Source organism: Microbacterium sp. LWH10-1.2 (genome assembly GCF_038397765.1).
GTDB lineage: Bacteria > Actinomycetota > Actinomycetes > Actinomycetales > Microbacteriaceae > Microbacterium > Microbacterium natoriense.
Map to the genome: position 1 here is coordinate 1469231 of NZ_CP151638.1, position 19854 is coordinate 1489084.

General features: G+C 69.7%; 18 protein-coding genes. All 18 read left to right on the forward strand.

The genetic code is table 11. The annotated features are described in order from the left end of the window. Nucleotides 1-99 precede the first annotated feature (99 nt). The 18 genes from rpoZ (at nucleotide 100) to MRBLWH10_RS07070 (ending at nucleotide 19848) form a co-directional block, all read left to right on the forward strand. The gene (gene rpoZ, locus MRBLWH10_RS06985; protein ID WP_045258544.1) at nucleotides 100-357 is read left to right on the forward strand and encodes a DNA-directed RNA polymerase subunit omega; all 258 of its coding nucleotides are present in this window, start codon (nucleotides 100-102) and stop codon (nucleotides 355-357) included. An 88-nt stretch (nucleotides 358-445) separates the two neighbouring features. After that, entirely contained in the window at nucleotides 446-1639 is a 1194-nt protein-coding gene (metK, locus tag MRBLWH10_RS06990) for a methionine adenosyltransferase (RefSeq protein ID WP_341942139.1), read from the forward strand. A 16-nt stretch (nucleotides 1640-1655) separates the two neighbouring features. Next, nucleotides 1656-3614 (forward strand): primosomal protein N', encoded by a 1959-nt coding sequence (locus tag MRBLWH10_RS06995; protein WP_341942140.1) that lies wholly within the window; start codon nucleotides 1656-1658, stop codon nucleotides 3612-3614. A gap of 19 nt (nucleotides 3615-3633) precedes the next feature. Next, entirely contained in the window at nucleotides 3634-4548 is a 915-nt protein-coding gene (gene fmt, locus MRBLWH10_RS07000; protein ID WP_341942141.1) for a methionyl-tRNA formyltransferase, read from the forward strand. Between the two features lie 80 nt (nucleotides 4549-4628). Continuing rightward, nucleotides 4629-5987 carry a transcription antitermination factor NusB gene (locus tag MRBLWH10_RS07005; RefSeq protein ID WP_341942142.1) on the forward strand — a complete coding sequence of 453 codons (1359 nt, stop codon included), beginning with the start codon at nucleotides 4629-4631 and terminating at the stop codon, nucleotides 5985-5987. A gap of 122 nt (nucleotides 5988-6109) precedes the next feature. Beyond that, nucleotides 6110-6793: a ribulose-phosphate 3-epimerase gene (gene rpe, locus MRBLWH10_RS07010; protein WP_341942143.1), complete on the forward strand. Its 684-nt coding sequence runs from the start codon at nucleotides 6110-6112 to the stop codon at nucleotides 6791-6793. Next, nucleotides 6790-7053, forward strand: a complete 264-nt coding sequence (locus MRBLWH10_RS07015) for a phosphoribosyl-ATP diphosphatase (protein WP_105676298.1) — start codon at nucleotides 6790-6792, stop codon at nucleotides 7051-7053. Before rpe ends, MRBLWH10_RS07015 begins: the two co-directional genes overlap by 4 nt. Before the next feature lie 38 nt (nucleotides 7054-7091). After that, nucleotides 7092-7931 carry an ATP phosphoribosyltransferase gene (hisG, locus tag MRBLWH10_RS07020; RefSeq protein WP_105676297.1) on the forward strand — a complete coding sequence of 280 codons (840 nt, stop codon included), beginning with the start codon at nucleotides 7092-7094 and terminating at the stop codon, nucleotides 7929-7931. Beyond that, nucleotides 7931-8692: an imidazole glycerol phosphate synthase subunit HisF gene (gene hisF / locus MRBLWH10_RS07025; RefSeq protein WP_341942144.1), complete on the forward strand. Its 762-nt coding sequence runs from the start codon at nucleotides 7931-7933 to the stop codon at nucleotides 8690-8692. Before hisG ends, hisF begins: the two co-directional genes overlap by 1 nt. Beyond that, a complete protein-coding gene (gene hisI, locus MRBLWH10_RS07030; protein WP_341942145.1) occupies nucleotides 8689-9045 on the forward strand; it encodes a phosphoribosyl-AMP cyclohydrolase in 357 nt (118 codons plus the stop codon). Before hisF ends, hisI begins: the two co-directional genes overlap by 4 nt. Then, nucleotides 9045-9635, forward strand: a complete 591-nt coding sequence (locus MRBLWH10_RS07035) for a Trp biosynthesis-associated membrane protein (protein WP_341942146.1) — start codon at nucleotides 9045-9047, stop codon at nucleotides 9633-9635. Before hisI ends, MRBLWH10_RS07035 begins: the two co-directional genes overlap by 1 nt. A 48-nt stretch (nucleotides 9636-9683) precedes the next feature. Further along, nucleotides 9684-9914 carry an HGxxPAAW family protein gene (locus tag MRBLWH10_RS07040; protein WP_341942147.1) on the forward strand — a complete coding sequence of 77 codons (231 nt, stop codon included), beginning with the start codon at nucleotides 9684-9686 and terminating at the stop codon, nucleotides 9912-9914. Next, a complete protein-coding gene (gene trpC / locus MRBLWH10_RS07045; RefSeq protein WP_341942148.1) occupies nucleotides 9914-10687 on the forward strand; it encodes an indole-3-glycerol phosphate synthase TrpC in 774 nt (257 codons plus the stop codon). The genes MRBLWH10_RS07040 and trpC overlap by 1 nt, the downstream gene beginning before the upstream one ends. After that, a complete protein-coding gene (trpB, locus tag MRBLWH10_RS07050; protein ID WP_341942149.1) occupies nucleotides 10687-11895 on the forward strand; it encodes a tryptophan synthase subunit beta in 1209 nt (402 codons plus the stop codon). Before trpC ends, trpB begins: the two co-directional genes overlap by 1 nt. After that, nucleotides 11892-12695: a tryptophan synthase subunit alpha gene (trpA, locus tag MRBLWH10_RS07055; RefSeq protein ID WP_105676288.1), complete on the forward strand. Its 804-nt coding sequence runs from the start codon at nucleotides 11892-11894 to the stop codon at nucleotides 12693-12695. Before trpB ends, trpA begins: the two co-directional genes overlap by 4 nt. A 10-nt stretch (nucleotides 12696-12705) precedes the next feature. After that, complete coding sequence (gene lgt / locus MRBLWH10_RS07060) at nucleotides 12706-13731, forward strand: prolipoprotein diacylglyceryl transferase (RefSeq protein ID WP_341942150.1); 1026 nt, start codon at nucleotides 12706-12708, stop codon at nucleotides 13729-13731. A gap of 134 nt (nucleotides 13732-13865) precedes the next feature. Then, a complete protein-coding gene (gene gltB, locus MRBLWH10_RS07065) occupies nucleotides 13866-18389 on the forward strand; it encodes a glutamate synthase large subunit (RefSeq protein WP_105676285.1) in 4524 nt (1507 codons plus the stop codon). Beyond that, nucleotides 18382-19848, forward strand: coding sequence for a glutamate synthase subunit beta (locus MRBLWH10_RS07070; protein WP_105676284.1), 1467 nt, complete (start codon nucleotides 18382-18384; stop codon nucleotides 19846-19848). The genes gltB and MRBLWH10_RS07070 overlap by 8 nt, the downstream gene beginning before the upstream one ends. The last annotated feature ends 6 nt before the right edge of the window (nucleotides 19849-19854 follow it).

The window sequence follows — 19854 nt, forward strand, 5'->3', positions numbered from 1 at the left end:
AGGCATCAGCTGTTCGATGGTCCCTGAGCTTGTCGAAGGGTCGCGCGCCCATTGCACCGTCTTCGCGACGAACCCGTCGCCTTATCAGGAGGTCCCATCATGGCCGGACACCACAACAAGGGCATCATCGATCCCCCCATCGACAACCTGCTCGACCGTGTCGACTCCAAGTACGAGCTCGTCATCTACGCGGCGAAGCGCGCGCGTCAGATCAACGACTACTACTCCGACCTGCACGAGGGCAACCTCTTCGACAACGTGGGGCCGCTCGTCGACTCGTCCGTCGAGGACAAGCCGCTGACCATCGCGCTGCACGAGATCAACGAGGACAAGCTCCGCCTGCGTCACGCAGAGTGATATTCGGAGCCGCGCCGCCGCATTGTCGGCGGCGCGGTTCAGAATGGGTTCACACCCTCACACCCTTCGATCCCGTTCTGGAGTCCTGATGAGCGCGCTGCGTCTGTTCACGTCCGAGTCCGTCACCGAAGGGCACCCGGACAAGATCTGCGACCAGATCTCCGACAGCATCCTCGACGCGCTTCTCGCCAAGGATCCGGGCTCCCGCGTCGCCGTGGAGACGCTGGTCACGACCGGCCTCGTCCACGTCGCCGGCGAGATCCGCACCGAGGCGTACGTCGACATCCCCACGATCGTCCGCGATGTCGTGAACGGCATCGGCTACACCTCGAGCGACACGGGCTTCGACGGCTCCTCGTGCGGCGTGAGCGTCTCGGTGGGCGAGCAGTCGGGCGACATCGCGAGCGGCGTCGACAACGCACAGGAGCACCGCGATGGCACGTCGACCGACCCGCTGGACGGTCTCGGCGCAGGAGACCAGGGCATCATGTTCGGCTTCGCGACGAACGAGACGCCGCAGCTCATGCCGATGGCCGCGTGGACGGCGCACCGCCTCGCGGAGCGCCTGACCGAGGTCCGCCGAACCGGGCTGCTGCCGTTCCTGCGCCCCGACGGCAAGACCCAGGTCACGCTGGGCTACGACGGCTTCACGCCGAAGACCGTCGACGCCGTCGTGCTGTCCACGCAGCACAATCCCGACATCTCCCAGGACGACCTCAAGGCGCAGGTCCGCGAGCACGTCATCGATCCTGTGCTGGCGACGACGGGCCTCGACCTCGACGACGTCACCTTCTACATCAACCCCGCCGGTCCGTTCGTGACCGGAGGACCGAAGGGCGATGCCGGTCTGACCGGACGCAAGATCATCATCGACACCTACGGCGGCGCCGCGAGGCACGGCGGCGGTGCCTTCAGCGGCAAGGACCCGTCCAAGGTCGACCGCTCCGGCGCGTACGCGACCCGCTGGGTCGCGAAGAACGCCGTGGCGGCGGGTCTCGCAGAGCGGCTCGAAGTGCAGGTCGCCTACGCGATCGGCGTCGCGCGCCCCGTCGGCCTGTACGTCGAGACGTTCGGCACCGGTGCGGTGTCGGACGACGCCATCATCGCCGCGATCACGAAGGTCTTCGATCTGCGCCCGCAGGCGATCATCGAGGAGCTCGACCTCCTGCGTCCGATCTACGCGCAGACCGCCGCCTACGGGCACTTCGGCCGCGAGCTGCCCGATTTCACGTGGGAGCGCACCGACCACGCCGAAGAGCTTCGTCGCGCCGCCGGGCTCTGACGGCGAGTCGCCTCTGATGACGACGCAGAGCCGACGCATCGCGCGCGTGCTCCTGGACTCGCCGCTGCCGCAGCTCGATCGGCTCTTCGACTACTCGCTGCCCGACGCGCTCGGCGACGTGCCGCTCGGGGTGCGCGTCCGGGTGCCGCTGCGCACCGCAGGACGCGTGATCGACGGGTACGTCGTCGAGATCGACACGGAGGACGACGCGGATCGCCCGCTGTCCGAGGTGGACAGCATCGTGTCGACGGTCGCCGTCCTCCCCGAGCGTCTGCACAGCCTCGCGCGCCGGGTCGCCGACCGTGCGGCGGGCTCGGCATCCGACGTCCTCCGGCTCGTGATCCCGAAGCGTCAGGTCCGCGTTGAGAAGGCCTGGACGGCGGATGCGCCCGCCGTCATCCCCTCCGCCGACGCGCAGGCCAGCGCCGACGACGTGGTCTCCGCCTACGACGGCCTCGCCGACGTGCTCGATGACGGCGGTCGCGCAGCCGTCGAGGCCATTCCCCAGCTGCAGGCGGACACGCCGGGGTGGGCTCTGCTGCTGGCTTCGGCGGCGACGAGGATGCTGGCGTCCGGCCGTTCGAGCATCCTCGTGGTCCCCGACCACCGGGACCTGGATCGGCTCCTCGCCGCTCTCGAACGACTCGTGCCGGCGGAGGCTGTCGCGCGTTACGACTCACGGCAGACGAACCCCGACCGCTACCGCTCGTTCCTCCGCTCTCTCGAGGACGCGCCGTGCATCGTCGTCGGCAACCGTTCCGCGGTCTACGCGCCGACGAGGGCCGGTCTCGTCGCCATCTGGGACGACGGAGACCCGCTGCTCGGCGAGCCGCTCGCCCCCTATGCGAACGCTCGAGATGTGGCTCTCCTCCGCCAGGGAGAAGAGGGATCCGCGCTCATCTTCGCGGGCCACACCCGGACGACCGACGTCGAGCGGCTCGTCGCGCACGGGTGGCTGCAGGACGTGAGGGCCGCCCGCCGCGTCATGCCGCGCGTGATCCTCGCCACCCCGCAGGAGATGGAGCAGCAGTCGCCGCAGCGGATGCCGTCCTCGGCTTTCCTCTCGGCGCGTACCGCGGCATCCGAGGGTCCTGTCCTCGTGCAGGTGTCCCGACCAGGGTTCGCCCCCTCGCTCGTGTGCGCCGAGTGCCGAGCCCCTGCGCGATGCGCCCACTGCGGCGGACCCCTCGGAGCGGCGCACCGAGGAGCGGTGCCGGTGTGCGGCTGGTGCGGCAGGGGAGCGCGGGCGTGGGCCTGCCCCTCCTGCTCGTCGACGCAGCTGCGTCTCGCCTCCTCCGGCAGCGAACGGACCGCCGACGAGCTCGGCCGTGCGTTCCCCGGCATCCGCGTGATCGTCGCCGACAGCGCGCACCCGGTAGAGCGCGTGGCCGACAAGCCCGCACTGGTCGTCGCGACCAGGGGAGCGGAGCCGCTGGCAGACGGCGGCTACCGCGCCGTCGTGCTGCTGGACGGTCCTCGTATGCTGCAGGCCCCCGATCTCCGCATCGGAGAGGCCTGCCTTCGCTGGTGGTCCAATGCCGCAGCCCTCGCCGCGCCAGGGGCGCCCGTCCATCTCGTGGGCGTCGACGGTGGGGTCGCCCGCGCCCTCGCGACCTGGAATCAGGCGGGCTATGCGCGCGCCGAACTCGCCGAGCGCGCCCCCCTGCACATGCCGCCGTCGGCCAGGGTCGCCCTGGTCGAGGGAACCCAGGAGGCCGTCGCACGGGCGCTCGAATCGCTGGCCGAACTCGCCCTGCCCCGGGATGCCGTGCTGGGACCCGTGCCCATCGAGTCCGATGACGTCCCGCAGCGGGTGCGTGCTCTCGTGCGGTTCGACTACGGCGCTGGCAGCCGTGTCGCGGCGACCCTGCGGGCGTCGGTCGTCGCCGAAGCCGTCAGCACCCGTCGCCGCAAGGGACGCACGAACCGCAGCACGCTCTCGGTCCGCCTCGATATCCTCGATCCAGAGCTCTAACCCTTCCGGAGAACCTTTCATGCGCCTCGTCTTCGCCGGCACGCCGTCGGCTGCCGTACCCACCCTGCGCCGCCTCGCGGCGGATCATGACATCGCCGCGGTCGTCACCCGGCCCGATGCACCGCTCGGACGCAAGCGCGTCCTGACGCCGTCGCCGGTGGCCCAGGCCGCCGACGAGCTCGGCCTCCCGATCATCAAGACGACGCGCCTCGACGACGCCGCCACCACCGCCATCACCGCCCTCGGTGCGGAACTCGGCGTGATCGTGGCGTACGGAGGCCTCGTCCGCGAGCCGCTGCTGTCCGCGCCGGTGCACGGATGGATCAACCTGCACTTCTCCCTCCTCCCCGCCTGGCGCGGCGCCGCGCCGGTGCAGCGGGCGCTGATCGCCGGAGACGCCGAGCTCGGGGCGAGCGTGTTCCAGCTGGTTCCCGCCCTCGATGCCGGTGACGTCTTCGCGATGCGCACGGTGGACGTTCCCGCTGATGCGACGGCGGATGCCGCGCTCGACGCACTGGCGATCGACGGCGCGGCGCTCACCGCAGACGTCGTCGCGGGCATCGCCGACGGCACCGCTCGGGCGGTTCCGCAGACCGGGCAGGAGTCCCTCGCTCCCAAGCTGTCCCTGGAAGACGGCCTCCTCGACTGGACCCAGCCGCTGGAGAAGGTGTTCTCCAGGTTCCGCGGCGTGACACCCGAGCCGGGAGCCCACACGACCGTGGAGGGCGTCAGGGTGAAGATCCTCGACGCGGCGCCGTCCGCGGAGAACCCGCTGGAGCCAGGGGAGATCGTCTCGACCAAGAGCGCCCTGCTCATCGGCACCGGATCGGCGCCGCTCGCGGTCACCCGGGTGCAACCGGCGGGCAAGGGAGCCATGAACGCCGTCGACTGGTGGCGCGGCCAGCGCTCCGAGGGTCTGCGAGCAGGGCTGTGAGCGGCGAGCGACAGCGTGACGGACGGTCTTCCCCGCGACGTCCCTCTCCGCAGAACAGATCCCAGTCCCCGCGTGGACCCGTGCGGACCGTGCAGCCCGCTCGACGCGTCGCCTACGACGTGCTGCGCGCCGTGTCGGATGCCGATGCCTACGCCAACCTGATGCTGCCGTCCGTGATCGCCGACGCGCAGCTGAACCCGCAGGACGCCGCCCTCGCGACCGAGCTCACCTACGGAACGCTCCGCCGCCGCGGCACCTACGACGCCATCATCGCGGCCGCCGCTGATCGACCGGCGTCCGACATCGATCCGGCCGTCCTCGACGCGCTGCGGCTGGCGACGCACCAGCTGCTCGCGACGAGGGTCGCCTCGCACGCTGCGGTGAACGAGTCGGTCAACCTCGTCGCCTCCGTGCAGGGGCGCGGAGCGGCGAGCTTCGCCAACGCGGTGCTGCGCCGCATCTCCAGGGAGACGCCGGGGGAGTGGCAGGACCGCATCGAGGCCGATGCCCGCTCCGACGACGAGCGACTCGCACTGCGCAGCGCGCACCCGGTCTGGATCATCCGAGCCCTGCGTCGCGCACTCGCGGCGGAGGGGCGCGCCGAGGAGCTCGAGACCCTTCTCGAGGCCGACAACCTGTCGCCCGAGGTCACTCTGGTCGCTCTGCCGGGGCTCGCGCCCACGGGGGAGCCGCGACGTCCCTACGCTCCGACGGCGTTCGGATCGCCGGGCGGCGACCCGCACCGGATCGTCTCGGCATCCGGCGGCGCCGTCCGTGTGCAGGACGAGGGCTCGCAGCTGGTCGCCCTCGCCCTGGCCGACGCGGCCCCGATCAGAGACGGTGAGCGCTGGCTCGACCTCTGCGCGGGCCCCGGGGGCAAGACGGCCCTGTTGGCGGCGATCGCCCATGAGCACGGCGCCGTTCTCGAGGCCAACGAAGTGGTCCCGGCGCGCGCAGGTCTCGTCCGCAACGCCCTCGAGCCCGTCCCCGCCGAGGTGATCGTCCACGAGGAGGACGGTCGTGCCTTCACGGCCGCGCACCCCGGCCGATTCGACCGCATCCTCGTGGACGCGCCCTGCACCGGTCTCGGGGCGCTGCGGCGCCGACCGGAGGCGCGATGGCGCAAGTCGCCCGCCGACGTGGCCGAGCTCGTGCCCCTGCAGACCGAGCTGCTCTCGGGAGCGATCGACGCGCTCGTCCCCGGTGGGATCGTCGCGTACGTCACCTGCTCACCGCACCTCGCCGAGACGACGGGTGTCGTACAGGAGGTGCTGCGCACGCGCACGGATGCCGAGGAGATCGACGCCCGCGCGATCCTCGCCGACGTGTCGGACTCGCCCATCGATCTCGGCGACGACGGGCCAGGACGCGTGCAGCTCTGGCCCCACCGCCACGGAACCGACGCGATGTTCCTCGCGCTGATCCGGAAGCGGTCCTGACAACGGCGCTGCTCCGCGGGCTTCGCCTGGCGACGCCGTTCTGACGCCGACGGGGCCTTCGTAGCCCGATCGACGTCCGCCGCCGCAGGGAAGGGCTCGTCCGCACCAGGGATAATGGGCGCATGGCCGACCTTCCCGCAGCCCCCCGCATCAACCCCAGCATCCTCGCCGCGGATTTCGTGAACATGCAGCGCGACCTCGCGAAGATCGCGTCAGCCGACTTCGCCCACGTCGACGTCATGGACAACCACTTCGTGCCGAACCTCACTTTCGGGCCGCAGATGGTCGAGCGCATCCAGGCGACGAGCCCGATCCCGCTCGACGTCCACCTGATGATCACGGATCCCGACCGCTGGGCGCCGGGGTACGCCGAGCTGGGGGCGGCCAGCGTCACCTTCCACCTCGAGGCGGCGTCGGATCCGGTCGCACTCGCCCGGCGACTCCGCAGCATCGGCGCACGCGCGGGAGTGGCGGTCAAGCCCGGCACGCCCGCCGACGGGCTCTACGAGATCCTCGACGAGTTCGACCAGATCCTCGTGATGACGGTCGAGCCTGGATTCGGGGGACAGGGATTCATGGGCGAGACCATGCCCAAGCTGCGCGGGCTCGCCGATGAGGCGAAGCGCCGCGGATCCTCGGTCTGGCTCCAGGTCGACGGCGGCATCGCGGACAGCACGATCGAGATCGCCGCGGCCGCCGGCGCCGACACGTTCGTCGCCGGGTCGGCGGTCTACGGCGCCGATGACGTCGAGGCGGCCGTCACCCGGCTGAGAGAGCTCGCGAGAGCCGCTAGCCTGGAACCGTGAAGACTTTCGACGAACTGTTCGCGGAGCTCAGCCTGAAGGCGGAGACTCGCCCCGAGGGATCGGGTACGGTCGCCGAGCTCGACGGCGGGGTCCACACGATCGGCAAGAAGATCGTGGAGGAGGCCGCCGAGGTGTGGATGGCGTCCGAGTACGAATCCGACGAGGCCGCTGCCGAGGAGATCTCGCAGCTGCTGTACCACCTGCAGGTGATGATGATCGCGAAGGGACTCTCCCTCGCGGACGTCTACCGACATCTGTGATGCGCTCCGATACTTCCGATCCGATCTGAAAGCCGATCATGCTGCGCATTGCTGTTCCCAACAAGGGCTCTCTCTCCGAGACCGCCGCCGAGATGCTCGCGGAGGCCGGCTATGCCGGTCGTCGCGACCCGAAGACCCTGCACGTCATCGACGCCGAGAACGACGTCGAGTTCTTCTTCCTCCGTCCCCGTGACATCGCGACCTACGTCTCCTCCGGAGCCCTCGACGTGGGCATCACCGGCCGCGACCTGCTGCTCGACGTGCAGCGGTCTGCGCGTGAGATCGAGCAGCTCGGCTTCGGCGGGTCGACGTTCCGCTTCGCGGGCCCTCCCGGTCGCTTCACGTCCGTGGAGGACCTCAACGGCGTGCGTGTCGCCTCCGCATACCCGGGACTCGTCGGCGCGTTCCTCCGTGAGCGCGGTGTCGACGCCGAGCTCGTCCAGCTCGACGGCGCGGTCGAGTCGGCTGTGCGGCTCGGTGTGGCGGATGCCGTCGCCGACGTCGTCTCCACCGGCACGACGCTGCGTCAGGCCGGCCTCGAGATCTTCGGTCCGGTCATCCTCGAGTCCGAGGCTGTCCTGATTAGCCGCCCAGGCGAGGCCGAGGGCACCGACACGCTGCTGCGCCGTCTGCGCGGCGTCATGGTCGCGCGGCGGTTCGTGCTGCTCGACTACGACCTCCCCGCAGACCTCGTCGACCAGGCCGTGGCCATCGCCTCCGGCCGCGAGTCCCCGACCATCTCGCCGCTGCGTGACCCCTCCTGGGTCGCTGTGCGCGTGATGGTGCCTAGTCGTGGCGTCAATCAGGTGATGGACGACCTCTACGCGCTCGGGGCGCGGGCGATCCTGGTCACCGCCATCCACGCCGCGAGGCTCTGATGACGCTCGCCAGTCGCGTCATCCCGTGCCTCGATGTGGCCGATGGCCGCGTCGTCAAGGGCGTCAACTTCGAGAATCTCCGTGACATGGGCGACCCGGTGGAGCTCGCGCGGCACTATGCGGCGCAGGGCGCCGACGAGATCACCTTCCTCGACGTCACCGCGACCGTCGACGCCAGGGCCACGACGTACGACGTGGTGCAGCGCACCGCGGAGCAGGTGTTCGTCCCCCTCACCGTCGGCGGGGGAATCCGCAGTGTCGACGATGTGGCGCGGCTCCTGGCCGTCGGCGCCGACAAGGTCGGCGTGAACTCGGCGGCGATCGCCCGCCCCGAGCTCATCGGCGAGATCGCCGACCGTTTCGGGGCGCAGGTGCTCGTGCTGTCCCTCGACGTCAAGCGCGCCGACACCACGCCGTCCGGATTCGTCGTGACGACCCACGGCGGCCGCCAGCAGACCACGCTGGATGCGCTGGAGTGGGCCCGTGAGGCCGCGGAGCGGGGAGCGGGGGAGTTGCTCGTGAACTCGATCGACGCCGACGGCACCAGGGACGGGTTCGATCTCGAACTCGTCCGCCTCATGCGCGAGACCGCATCCGTGCCGGTCATCGCCTCGGGCGGAGCGGGAGCCGCGTCGCACTTCGCTCCCGCGATCAAGGCGGGCGCGGATGCCGTTCTCGCCGCGAGCGTGTTCCACACCGGAGCGCTCACGGTCGGCGACGTCAAGGACGCGCTGCGCGCGGAAGGGGTTCTCGTCCGATGAGCGACATCGAGGAGCGCATCGCACAGGTCGCGTTCAACGCCGACGGTCTCGCCCCCGTCATCGTGCAGCAGTGGGACACGCGCGAGGTCCTCATGCTCGCCTGGGTGGATGCCGAGGCGCTGCGTCGCACGCTCACATCGGGTCGCGCCGTCTACTGGTCGCGCTCGCGTCAGGAGTACTGGCGCAAGGGCGACACCTCCGGCCACATCCAGGTCGTGCGGGAGGCGCGCCTCGACTGCGACGGCGACGCGATCCTGCTCCTCGTCGAGCAGACCGGCCCCGCGTGCCACACCGGGACCCGCACCTGCTTCGACACGACCGACCTGGACGCGGTCGTCGGGACGGGCTCCTGATGGACCTGGTGCGCAGAGGGCGCTCGCTCTCCGTCTCCGGATTCCTCCTCGGCGGGGCGATCGGCATCATCTCGTCGACGCAGACCTGGCTGACGGTGCAGCGGGCGGATGCCGGAGCGGACATCCTCGTCCCCGGTGCATCCGCGGTCCCGCTTCTCGCGCCCCTGAGCCTCGCCGTGCTCGCTCTCGGAGCGGCCCTGTCGATCACCGGGCGCGCGCTGCGCCTCGTGTTCGGGGTTCTGGCCGGGGCGACCGCGCTGCTGCTCGGATGGACCACGCTTCAGCTCCTGCTGACCGCTCCGGTGAGCGCCGTCCGCTCGACCGTGACCGAGACGACGGGACTCGCCGGCGGTGACGCCCTGTCCGACGTGGTGAAGGCCATCGTGCCCACCGCGTGGCCGGTGATCGCGCTGGTCGGATGGGTCGTCCTGCTCGCAGCATCCGTGGTGGTCCTGCTCACAGGACGGGCCTGGAAGAAGGGCGGACGCCGCTATGCGACCGATGCCGCGCCCTCGACGCCGACGGCCGGTCCGGTCGACGCCGTCGATTCCTGGGACGAGCTGTCGCGCGGAACCGATCCCACTCGTTGACACCGATAGACTGAAACCGATCCTGCACGTCGTCCCCCGGAGGAGAACATGACCAACCCGATCGCTGACCCCGGCCACGGACACTCGCCTGCGGCCTGGACGGCCGTGATCATCATGCTCCTGGGCTTCACGATGGCCACCGTCGCGTTCTGCTTCGAGCAGCCGGCGCTCGTGTGGGCTTCCGTCGTGATCATCCCGATCGGCGCCCTCGTGGGCTGGATCATGGCCAAGGCCGGCTACGGCGTGAAGGGCCCCAAGTACCAGCCGAAGGGCCACTAGTGGTCCTCGCCGACCTGACGGCCGGCGCAGTCGCAGACGCAGAGCGTCGTGCCCTCACGAGGCCTCTCGCCGAGGTCGAGCGCGCTGCTCTCGCACGCCCGGCTGCCAAGGACGCACTGGCCTTCCTCGCTCCCGCCGAGCGCGTCAAGATCATCGCCGAGGTCAAGCGTGCGAGCCCGTCGCGCGGCGCCCTCGCGGAGATCCCCGATCCCGCTCATCAGGCGTCGCTGTACGAGACCGGCGGCGCATCCGCGATCAGCGTCCTCACCGAGGAGCGCCGCTTCGGCGGCAGTCTGGCCGACCTCGAGGCCGTGACGGCCCGGGTGTCCCTGCCCGTGCTGCGCAAGGACTTCATTGCGACGCGCTACCAGGTGCTCGAGGCGCGCGCCGCCGGCGCCGACCTCGTCCTGCTCATCGTCGCGGGCCTCGAGCCCGCGGTGCTGCGCGACCTGTTCGGCTTCATCACCGATCTGGGCATGACCCCGCTCGTCGAGACCCATTCGGCAGACGAGCTCGAGGCGGCGATCGATCTCGGCTCGCCGCTCATCGGGGTCAATGCACGCGATCTGAAGACCCTCGAGCTCGACCGCGACCTCTTCGGCCGCCTGGCCGATCGCATCCCGGACTCCGCGGTCAAGATCGCCGAGTCCGCGGTGCTCACCCCCGCAGATGTCACGCACTACCGTTCGGCCGGTGCAGACGTCGTCCTGATCGGAGAGGCGCTCGTCACGGGCGATCCGGTCGCCACGCTCAAGACCTTCCTGGAGGTGTGATGAGTCTCCGTGACCAGCACGGACCGCTCTTCGGCGACTACGGCGGGCGCTACATGCCCGAGTCGCTGATCGCCGCGATCGACGAGCTCACCGAGGCCTACGCCGACGCGATCGCCGACCCGGCGTTCCGCGCCGAGCTCGCCGGTCTCCTGAGCTCGTACGCGGGCCGCCCGTCTCCGCTCACCGAGGTGCAGCGCTTCGCCGAGCACGCCGGCGGCGCGAGGATCTTCCTCAAGCGCGAGGACCTCAACCACACCGGGTCGCACAAGATCAACAACGTCCTCGGGCAGGCCTTGCTGACCAAGCGACTGGGCAAGACCCGCGTGATCGCCGAGACCGGGGCAGGACAGCACGGCGTCGCCACGGCCACCGCTGCGGCGCTGTTCGGCCTGGACTGCACGATCTACATGGGCGAGGTCGACACCGAGCGCCAGGCCCTGAACGTCGCCCGTATGCGCCTCCTCGGGGCAGAGGTGGTCGCGGTCACCTCGGGATCCCGCACCCTCAAGGACGCGATCAACGACGCCTACCGCGACTGGGTCGCCTCGGTCGAGACGACCAATTACATCTTCGGCACGGCGGCGGGCCCGCATCCGTTCCCGGCGATGGTGCGCGACTTCCAGAAGATCATCGGCGAAGAGGCGCGCCAGCAGCTCCTCGACGAGGCGGGCAGGCTCCCGGATGCCGTCATCGCGTGCGTCGGCGGCGGCTCGAACGCGATCGGCATGTTCGACGCGTTCCTCGACGACGAGCACGTCAAGCTCTACGGGGTCGAGGCGGCCGGCGACGGCGTCGACACCGACAGGCACGCCGCCTCCATCGAGCGCGGACGCCCCGGCATCCTGCACGGCTCGAAGACCTACGTCCTGCAGGACGTAGACGGGCAGACGATCGAGTCGCACTCGATCTCCGCTGGTCTCGACTATCCCGGAGTCGGACCGGAGCACTCCTGGCTCGCCGACATCGGGCGCGCCGAGTACATCCCGGCCACCGACGACGAGGCGATGCAGGCGCTGCGCCTTCTCAGCCGCACGGAGGGCATCATCCCCGCCATCGAGTCGGCGCACGCCCTCGCCGGCGCGCTGCGGCTCGGCCGCGAGCTCGGGCCCGATGCGATCCTCGCGGTGTGCCTCTCCGGGCGCGGAGACAAGGACATGGACACAGCGGCCAGGTACTTCCACCTGTACGACGAGGGAGCAGTCGGATGAGCCGCGTCGAAGAGGCGATCCAGAAGGCCGAGGCCGCCGGTCGCAGCGTGTTCGTCGGCTACCTCCCGGTCGGCTTCCCCGACCTCGAGACCAGCATCCAGGCCGCCATCACCCTGGCAGAGAACGGCGTCGACATCATCGAGCTGGGTCCGCCGTACAGCGACCCGGTGATGGACGGCGCCGTGATCCAGGAGGCGACCACGGCGGCGCTCGCCAACGGCTTCACCATGAAGGATCTGTTCACGGCGGTCCGCGCGATCACGGCGGCAACGGACGTGCCCGTCCTCGTCATGACGTACTGGAACCCCGTGTTCCAGTACGGGGTCGACCGCTATGCGGACGACCTCCTCGCCGCCGGCGGCGCCGGGCTCATCACCCCGGACATCACGCCGGATGTCGCAGGGGAGTGGATCGCGGCCAGCGAGCGCACCGGCCTGGACCGCGTGTTCCTCGCCGCGCCGACGTCGACGGACGCACGCCTCGACCTCATCGTCTCGGCGTCCACCGGCTTCATCTACACCGTCTCCACCATGGGCATCACGGGGGAGCGCGCCGAACTCGACCGCGCGGCCCGCACCCTGGTCGGACGCCTGCGCGCCCACGGCGCGACCCGCACCTGCGTCGGCATCGGCATCTCCACCGCCGAGCAGATCGCCGGCGTCTCGGAGTACGCGGACGGCGCGATCGTCGGCACCGCACTCGTCCGAGCCCTGCGCGACGGCGGCCTCCCCGCCCTCGCCGAAGTCACCCGAAACCTGGCCGTCGGCACGTCGTCGGCACGCCCCGTACACGAGAACTAGAATCGCACTCATGTCCCTCGCGCTCCACAGCACCGTCACCGGCGTGCTCGCCAGCATCCCGAGTCCTCCGGTCGCCTACTTCGACCTCGGACCCATCCGGATCCACTTCTACGCCCTCTGCATCATCGCCGGCATCATCGCCGCGGTCTTCCTGACGAACCACCGCCTCACGCGGCGCGGCGCGGAGCCGTGGGTCGTGATCGACATCTCGATCCTGGCCGTGCCGCTCGCGATCATCGGCGCGCGCATCTTCCACGTGCTCACGCACCCGAACTTCTACTTCGGCGAGGGCAAGAACACCTGGAACCCCTTCGAGCCCGGCTCGGTGTGGGCGATCTGGGAGGGCGGCATCGCGATCTTCGGCGCCCTCATCGGCGGTGCGGTGGGCGCCTACCTCGGCTGCAGGTGGACCGGCATCCGCTTCTGGACCTTCGCCGACGCCCTCGCGCCCGGCCTTCTGCTCGCGCAGGCGATGGGACGCTTCGGCAACTGGTTCAACCACGAGCTTTTCGGTCTGCCCACCGACCTCCCCTGGGGACTCGAGATCGAGTCCACGAACTCGGCATTCCCTCCCGGCCTCGCCGAGGGCACTCTGTTCCACCCGACGTTCCTTTACGAGGTCATCTGGAACGGCCTCGGCGTCATCGTGCTGCTCTGGCTGAGCCGCAAGGCCACGTCCCTCCAGTGGGGCCGCCTGTTCGCGATCTACCTGATCTGGTACAGCGCCGGCCGTGTGGTCTGGGAGTCGATCCGCATCGACCCGAGCGAGATCATCCTCGGCCTGCGCAGCAACGTGTGGGCTGCGATCATCGGCATCGTCGTCGGTCTCGCCATCCTCGTCGTCCAGCGTCGTCACCTCGGCCTGGAGCCCTCGCCCTACCAGCCGGGTCGAGGTCGGAAGGATCTCGACGCTGTTGTAGACTCGCAGAACAATCCCTCCGATTTCGTAGACCTGAGTGAGCCTCCGGTCGAAGAAGTCCCCGCAGGAGCCAGGGCCACAAGCACCGCTCCCACGGACGCGGAAGGCTCTCGATAGCCGCCGGTCCGTGAGGACCACACTGCATTCGCCCGGCCAATGACGTCCCCGGGTCACTCGAAGATCTGAGGACGGTACAGGTGTATTTTCAGCCTCCGTACGGCGCTTCCGGCGCTTACCCCCCGAAGCAGGGCATGTACAACCCGGCGTTCGAGAAGGACGCCTGCGGCCTTGCCATGGTCGCGACACTGCGCGGCGAGGCGGGCCACGACATCATCGCGCTGGCGCTCGAAGCGCTGCGCAACCTCGAGCACCGCGGTGCGATCGGCTCGGATGCCGGCACCGGAGACGGTGCGGGCATCCTGACGCAGATGCCCGACGCGTTCCTGCGTGCGGTCACGGATTTCGAACTGCCACCGGTCGGCGAGTACGCCGCGGGTCTGGCGTTCCTCCCGCGTGACTCCAGCGAACGCCGCCAGCAGAAGGCCGGCATCGAGAAGATCGCCCGCGCCGAGGGCCTGCGCGTCCTTGGATGGCGCGAGGTGCCCACGGTCAACGAGAACCTGGGCAAGCTCGCCGATGAGGCTCGCCCCGCGTTCGAGCAGCTCTTCGTGAGCGCCGGGGGAGCGACCCACTCGCAGGCGCCGCTCACCGGCATCGCCCTCGACCGCATCGCCTATCGTCTCCGCAAGCGCGCAGGTCATGAGCTCGGCGCCTACTTCGTCTCGCTGTCCGCCCGCACGCTCGGCTACAAGGGCATGGTCACGACGCTGCAACTCGAGCCGTTCTACCCCGACCTGCAGGACGAGCGGTTCATGTCCGAGCTCGCCGTCGTGCACTCGCGCTACTCGACCAACACCTTCCCGTCGTGGCCGCTCGCGCAGCCGCTGCGGATGCTCGCCCACAACGGCGAGATCAACACGGTCGGCGGCAACCGCAACTGGATGCGCGCCCGGCAGTCTCAGCTGGAGTCGGAGCTGCTCGGCGACGTCGAGCCTCTCCTGCCGATCTGTACCGACGGGGCCAGCGATTCGGCCTCCTTCGACGAGGTGCTCGAGCTGCTGACCCTCACCGGCCGCAGCCTGCCTCACGCCATCATGATGATGGTCCCGGAGGCGTACGAGAAGCAGTCCGACATCTCCCCGGAGCTGCGTTCTTTCTACGAGTACCACTCGAACCAGATGGAGCCGTGGGACGGCCCCGCCGCGCTCATCTTCACCGACGGCACCCTCGTCGGCGCCACGCTCGACCGCAACGGTCTGCGTCCTGGTCGCTGGACGGAGACCACCGATGGGCTCATCGTCATCGGCTCCGAGACCGGCGTGCTCACGTTCGAGCCCGAGCGCATCAAGCGCCGCGGCCGTCTGCAGCCGGGAAAGATGTTCCTGGTCGACACGGCGCAGCGCCGGATCATCGAAGACGAGGAGATCAAGCGCGATCTCGCGACGCTGCACCCGTGGCAGGAATGGCTGGATGCCGGCGCGGTCCGGCTCGCTGACCTCCCCGAGCGCGAGCACATCGTGCATCCGCCCGCGTCGATCACCCGCCGTCAGCGGACCTTCGGATACACCGAGGAGGAAGTGCGCATCCTGCTGACCCCGATGGGGCAGACCGGCGTGGAACCGCTCGGCGCCATGGGGTCGGACACGCCGATCGCGGTGCTCAGCAAGCGCCCGCGCCTGCTCTTCGACTACTTCACGCAGCAGTTCGCCCAGGTGACGAACCCGCCGCTGGACTCGATCCGTGAAGAGGTCGTCACCAGCCTCAAGCTCGGACTCGGCCCTGAGGCGAACCTCCTGAGCTGGGGGCCGGAGCACACCCGCACGGTGTCGCTGGACTTCCCAGTGATCGACAACGACGAGCTCGCGAAGATCCGCCACATCGACAAGGCCCTCCCCGGCCGCTCCAGCGTGACCATCAAGGGGCTCTACCACTTCGACGCCGGACCCCAGTCGCTCGAGGATCGGCTGACGGAGATGTGCGCCGAAGCAGACGAGGCGATCGAGCAGGGGGCGGAGTTCCTCATCCTCTCCGACCGCGACTCCAACAAGGACCTCACGCCGATCCCGTCGCTGCTCATGCTCTCCGCGGTGCATCACCACCTGATCCGCCGTGAGAACCGCATGAAGGTCGGTCTGATCGTCGAGGCCGGAGACGTCCGCGAGGTGCACCACGTCGCGACGCTCATCGGCTACGGAGCATCCGCGATCAACCCGTATCTCGCGATGGAGACCGTCGAGCACCTCGTGCGCACCGGCTACATCACCGGCATCTCGCCGGAGAAGGCCGTCCGCAACCTGATCTACGCCCTGGGCAAGGGCGTGCTGAAGATCATGTCCAAGATGGGCATCTCGACGGTGTCGTCCTACGCGGGAGCGCAGGTGTTCGAGGCCGTGGGCCTCAGCCAGGAGCTCATCGACGCGTACTTCACGCGCACCGAGTCCAAGCTCGGCGGCATCGGCATCGAGGACATCTTCGCGGAGAACCAGGCGAGGCACGACTACGCCTACCCCGAGGATGCAGCGGCCAGGGCGCACGAGCGCCTGTGGACCGGTGGCGAGTACCAGTGGCGTCGCGACGGCTCCCCGCACCTGTTCAGCCCGGAGACGGTCTTCAAGCTGCAGCACTCGACCCGCGAGCGCCGCTACGACATCTTCCGCGAGTACACGCGGCTCGTCGACGACCAGGCTGCGGAGCTCAAGACCCTGCGTGGCCTGTTCCGTCTGCGCACCGGCACCCGCAAGCCCGTCCCGCTGGACGAGGTGGAGCCGGTCTCGGAGATCGTCAAGCGCTTCTCGACGGGTGCGATGAGCTACGGCTCGATCTCCAAGGAGGCGCACGAGACCCTCGCGATCGCCATGAACCGGATCGGCGGCAAGTCGAACACCGGCGAGGGCGGAGAGGACTCCGACCGCCTTCTCGACCCCGAGCGCCGCAGCGCGATCAAGCAGGTCGCGTCGGGTCGCTTCGGCGTCACGAGCCTGTACCTCACCGAGGCGGACGACATCCAGATCAAGCTCGCCCAGGGCGCCAAGCCGGGCGAGGGTGGTCAGCTGCCCCCGCAGAAGGTGTACCCGTGGGTCGCCCGCACACGCGGCGGCACACCGGGGGTGGGCCTCATCTCGCCGCCGCCGCACCACGACATCTACTCGATCGAAGACCTCAAGCAGCTCATCTTCGATCTGAAGCGCGCGAACCCCGAGGCGCGGATCCACACCAAGCTGGTGAGCCAGTCGGGCATCGGCGCCGTCGCGGCGGGCGTCGCCAAGGCGCTCAGCGACGTGGTCCTCGTGTCCGGTCACGACGGCGGCACGGGCGCGAGCCCGCTGAACTCCCTCAAGCACGCCGGGACGCCGTGGGAGCTCGGCCTCGCCGAGACCCAGCAGACGCTCATGCTCAACGGCATGCGCGACCGCGTCGTCGTGCAGGTCGACGGCCAGCTCAAGACCGGTCGCGACGTGATCATCGGCGCCCTCCTCGGCGCCGAGGAGTTCGGCTTCGCCACGGCGCCGCTGGTCGTCAGCGGCTGCATCATGATGCGCGTGTGCCACCTCGACACCTGCCCGGTGGGCGTCGCGACGCAGAATCCGCTGCTGCGCGAGCGCTTCAGCGGCAAGCCCGAGTTCGTGGTGAACTTCATGGAGTTCATCGCGGAGGAGGTCCGCGAGCTGCTCGCCGAGCTGGGCTTCCGCTCGCTCGACGAGATCGTCGGCCGTGCCGAGCTCATCGAGGTGAACGCGGCCGTCGACCACTGGAAGGCGGAGGGCCTCGACCTCAGCCCGATCCTCGACGGCCCCGCCTTCCCGGCGGGAGAGCCCCGTCGCAGTGGGCGCGAGCAGGATCACGAGCTCGAGAAGCACTTCGACGTGCAGCTGATCGACATCGCGAAGGGCGCGCTCCTGAACGGCGAGCACGTCGTCATCGAGCTCCCGATCGCGAACACCGAACGAGCGGTCGGCACGATGCTGGGCCATCAGGTCACCGCCCGATACGGCGCCGCCGGGCTCCCGCGCGAGACGATCGACGTGACGCTGCACGGCACGGCCGGGCAGTCTCTCGGCGCGTTCATGCCATCGGGCATCGTGCTGCGGCTCGAAGGCGACGCCAACGACTACGTCGGCAAGGGCCTGTCCGGTGGCGACATCACGATCAGGCCGCCTCGCGGCTCCTCGATCGAACCGCATCGCAACGTGATCGCGGGCAACGTGATCGGCTACGGCGCGACCTCCGGCTCGATGTTCCTCTCCGGCGTGGTCGGAGAGAGGTTCCTCGTGCGCAACTCTGGCGCCACGGCCGTCGTTGAGGGCGTGGGCGACCACGCGCTCGAGTACATGACCGGTGGCGTCGCGGTGATCCTCGGCTCGACCGGACGCAACTTCGGCGCCGGAATGTCCGGGGGAGTGGCGTACGTCCGCTCCCTCGACACCGCGAAGGTCAACGCGCAGTCTCTCGGCAGCGGCGAACTCCTGCTGATGCCCTTGGACCGCGCGGATCTCGAAGTGCTGAGAGGCCTGATCTCCGAGCACGTGGAGCGCACCGCGTCCCCGCTCGGATCGGAGATCCTGTCGCGGTTCGAAGAGACCGCCGCAGAGTTCGTGAAGGTCCTCCCGCGTGACTTCGCCGCCGTGCGGAGCATGAGAGAGGAAGCAGTGGCCGAGGGGATCGACCCCGACGGCGACGTCGTCTGGAACCGCATCCTGGAGGTGACCGGTGGCTGATCCCAAAGGTTTTCTGAAGGTCACGGAGCGCGAGCTCCCCGCCCGGCGCCCCGTGCCGGTACGGATCATGGACTGGAAAGAGGTGTACGAGCCCGGCGACCAGGCCGTGCTCCGCCGCCAGGCGAGCCGCTGCATGGATTGCGGCGTGCCGTTCTGCCACCAGGGATGCCCCCTGGGCAACCTGATCCCGGAGTGGAACGATCTCACCTGGCGCGGCGAGGGCCGCGCGGCGATCGACCGACTGCACGCGACGAACAACTTCCCCGAGTTCACGGGACGTCTGTGCCCCGCTCCCTGCGAGAGCGCCTGCGTGCTGGGGATCAATCAGCCCGCCGTCACGATCAAGCAGATCGAGGTCTCGATCATCGACGAGGCCTTCAGCAAGGGCTGGGTCGAGGCGCAGCCGCCGGCGCGTCTCACGGGCAAAACGGTCGCCGTCGTCGGATCGGGCCCCGCCGGGCTCGCGGCCGCGCAGCAGCTCACCCGCGCCGGCCACACCGTGGCCGTGTTCGAACGCGACGACCGCATCGGCGGCCTGCTCCGTTACGGGATCCCGGACTTCAAGATGGAGAAGTCGCAGCTCGAGTCCCGCCTCCGCCAGATGCAGGAGGAGGGCACCCGGTTCCGCGCCGGAGTCGAGATCGGCAAGGACATCACCTGGGCGGACCTCCGTGCGCGCTACGACGCGGTCGTCATCGCGACCGGTTCCACCGTTCCTCGCGATCTCGCGATCCCCGGTCGAGACCTCGATGGCGTCCACTTCGCGATGGAGTACCTCGTGGAGTCGAACCACGCGGTCGCCGGCGACAAGGTCACGGAGCAGATCACCGCCGAAGGCAAGCATGTCATCGTCATCGGCGGCGGTGACACCGGTGCCGACTGCATCGGAACCGCCCACCGCCAGGGCGCGCTCAGCGTCACGAACCTGGCGATCGGCCAGCAGCCGGGTGCGGAGCGTCCGGGCCACCAGCCCTGGCCGATGATGCCGACCGTCTTCGAGGTGTCCTCCGCGCACGAGGAGGGCGGTGAGCGGGTGTTCCTCGCCTCCACCGTCGAGTTCCTCTCCAACGAGGTCGGTGAGGTCCGCGCGCTGCGCGTTGCCGAGACCGAGTACGTCGACGGACGTCGCGTGCCCAAGAGCGGTACCGAGCGGGAGATCCCGGCCGATCTCGTCCTGATCGCCATGGGATTCACCGGTCCCGAGCAGGACGGGTTCACCGAGGACACGCGTCCGCAGGTGACCGACCGTGGCAACTTCCAGCGCGACGCATCCTACGAATCCACCGTGTCCGGCGTGTTCGTCGCCGGGGACGCAGGCCGCGGACAGTCGCTCATCGTGTGGGCGATCGCCGAGGGCCGCGCGGCGGCCGCCAACGTCGATCGCTTCCTCATGGGCGAGACGGTCCTCCCTGAGCCGGTGCGGCCCACGGATGTCGCGATCGGACTCCAGCCCGCGTAGGCTGAG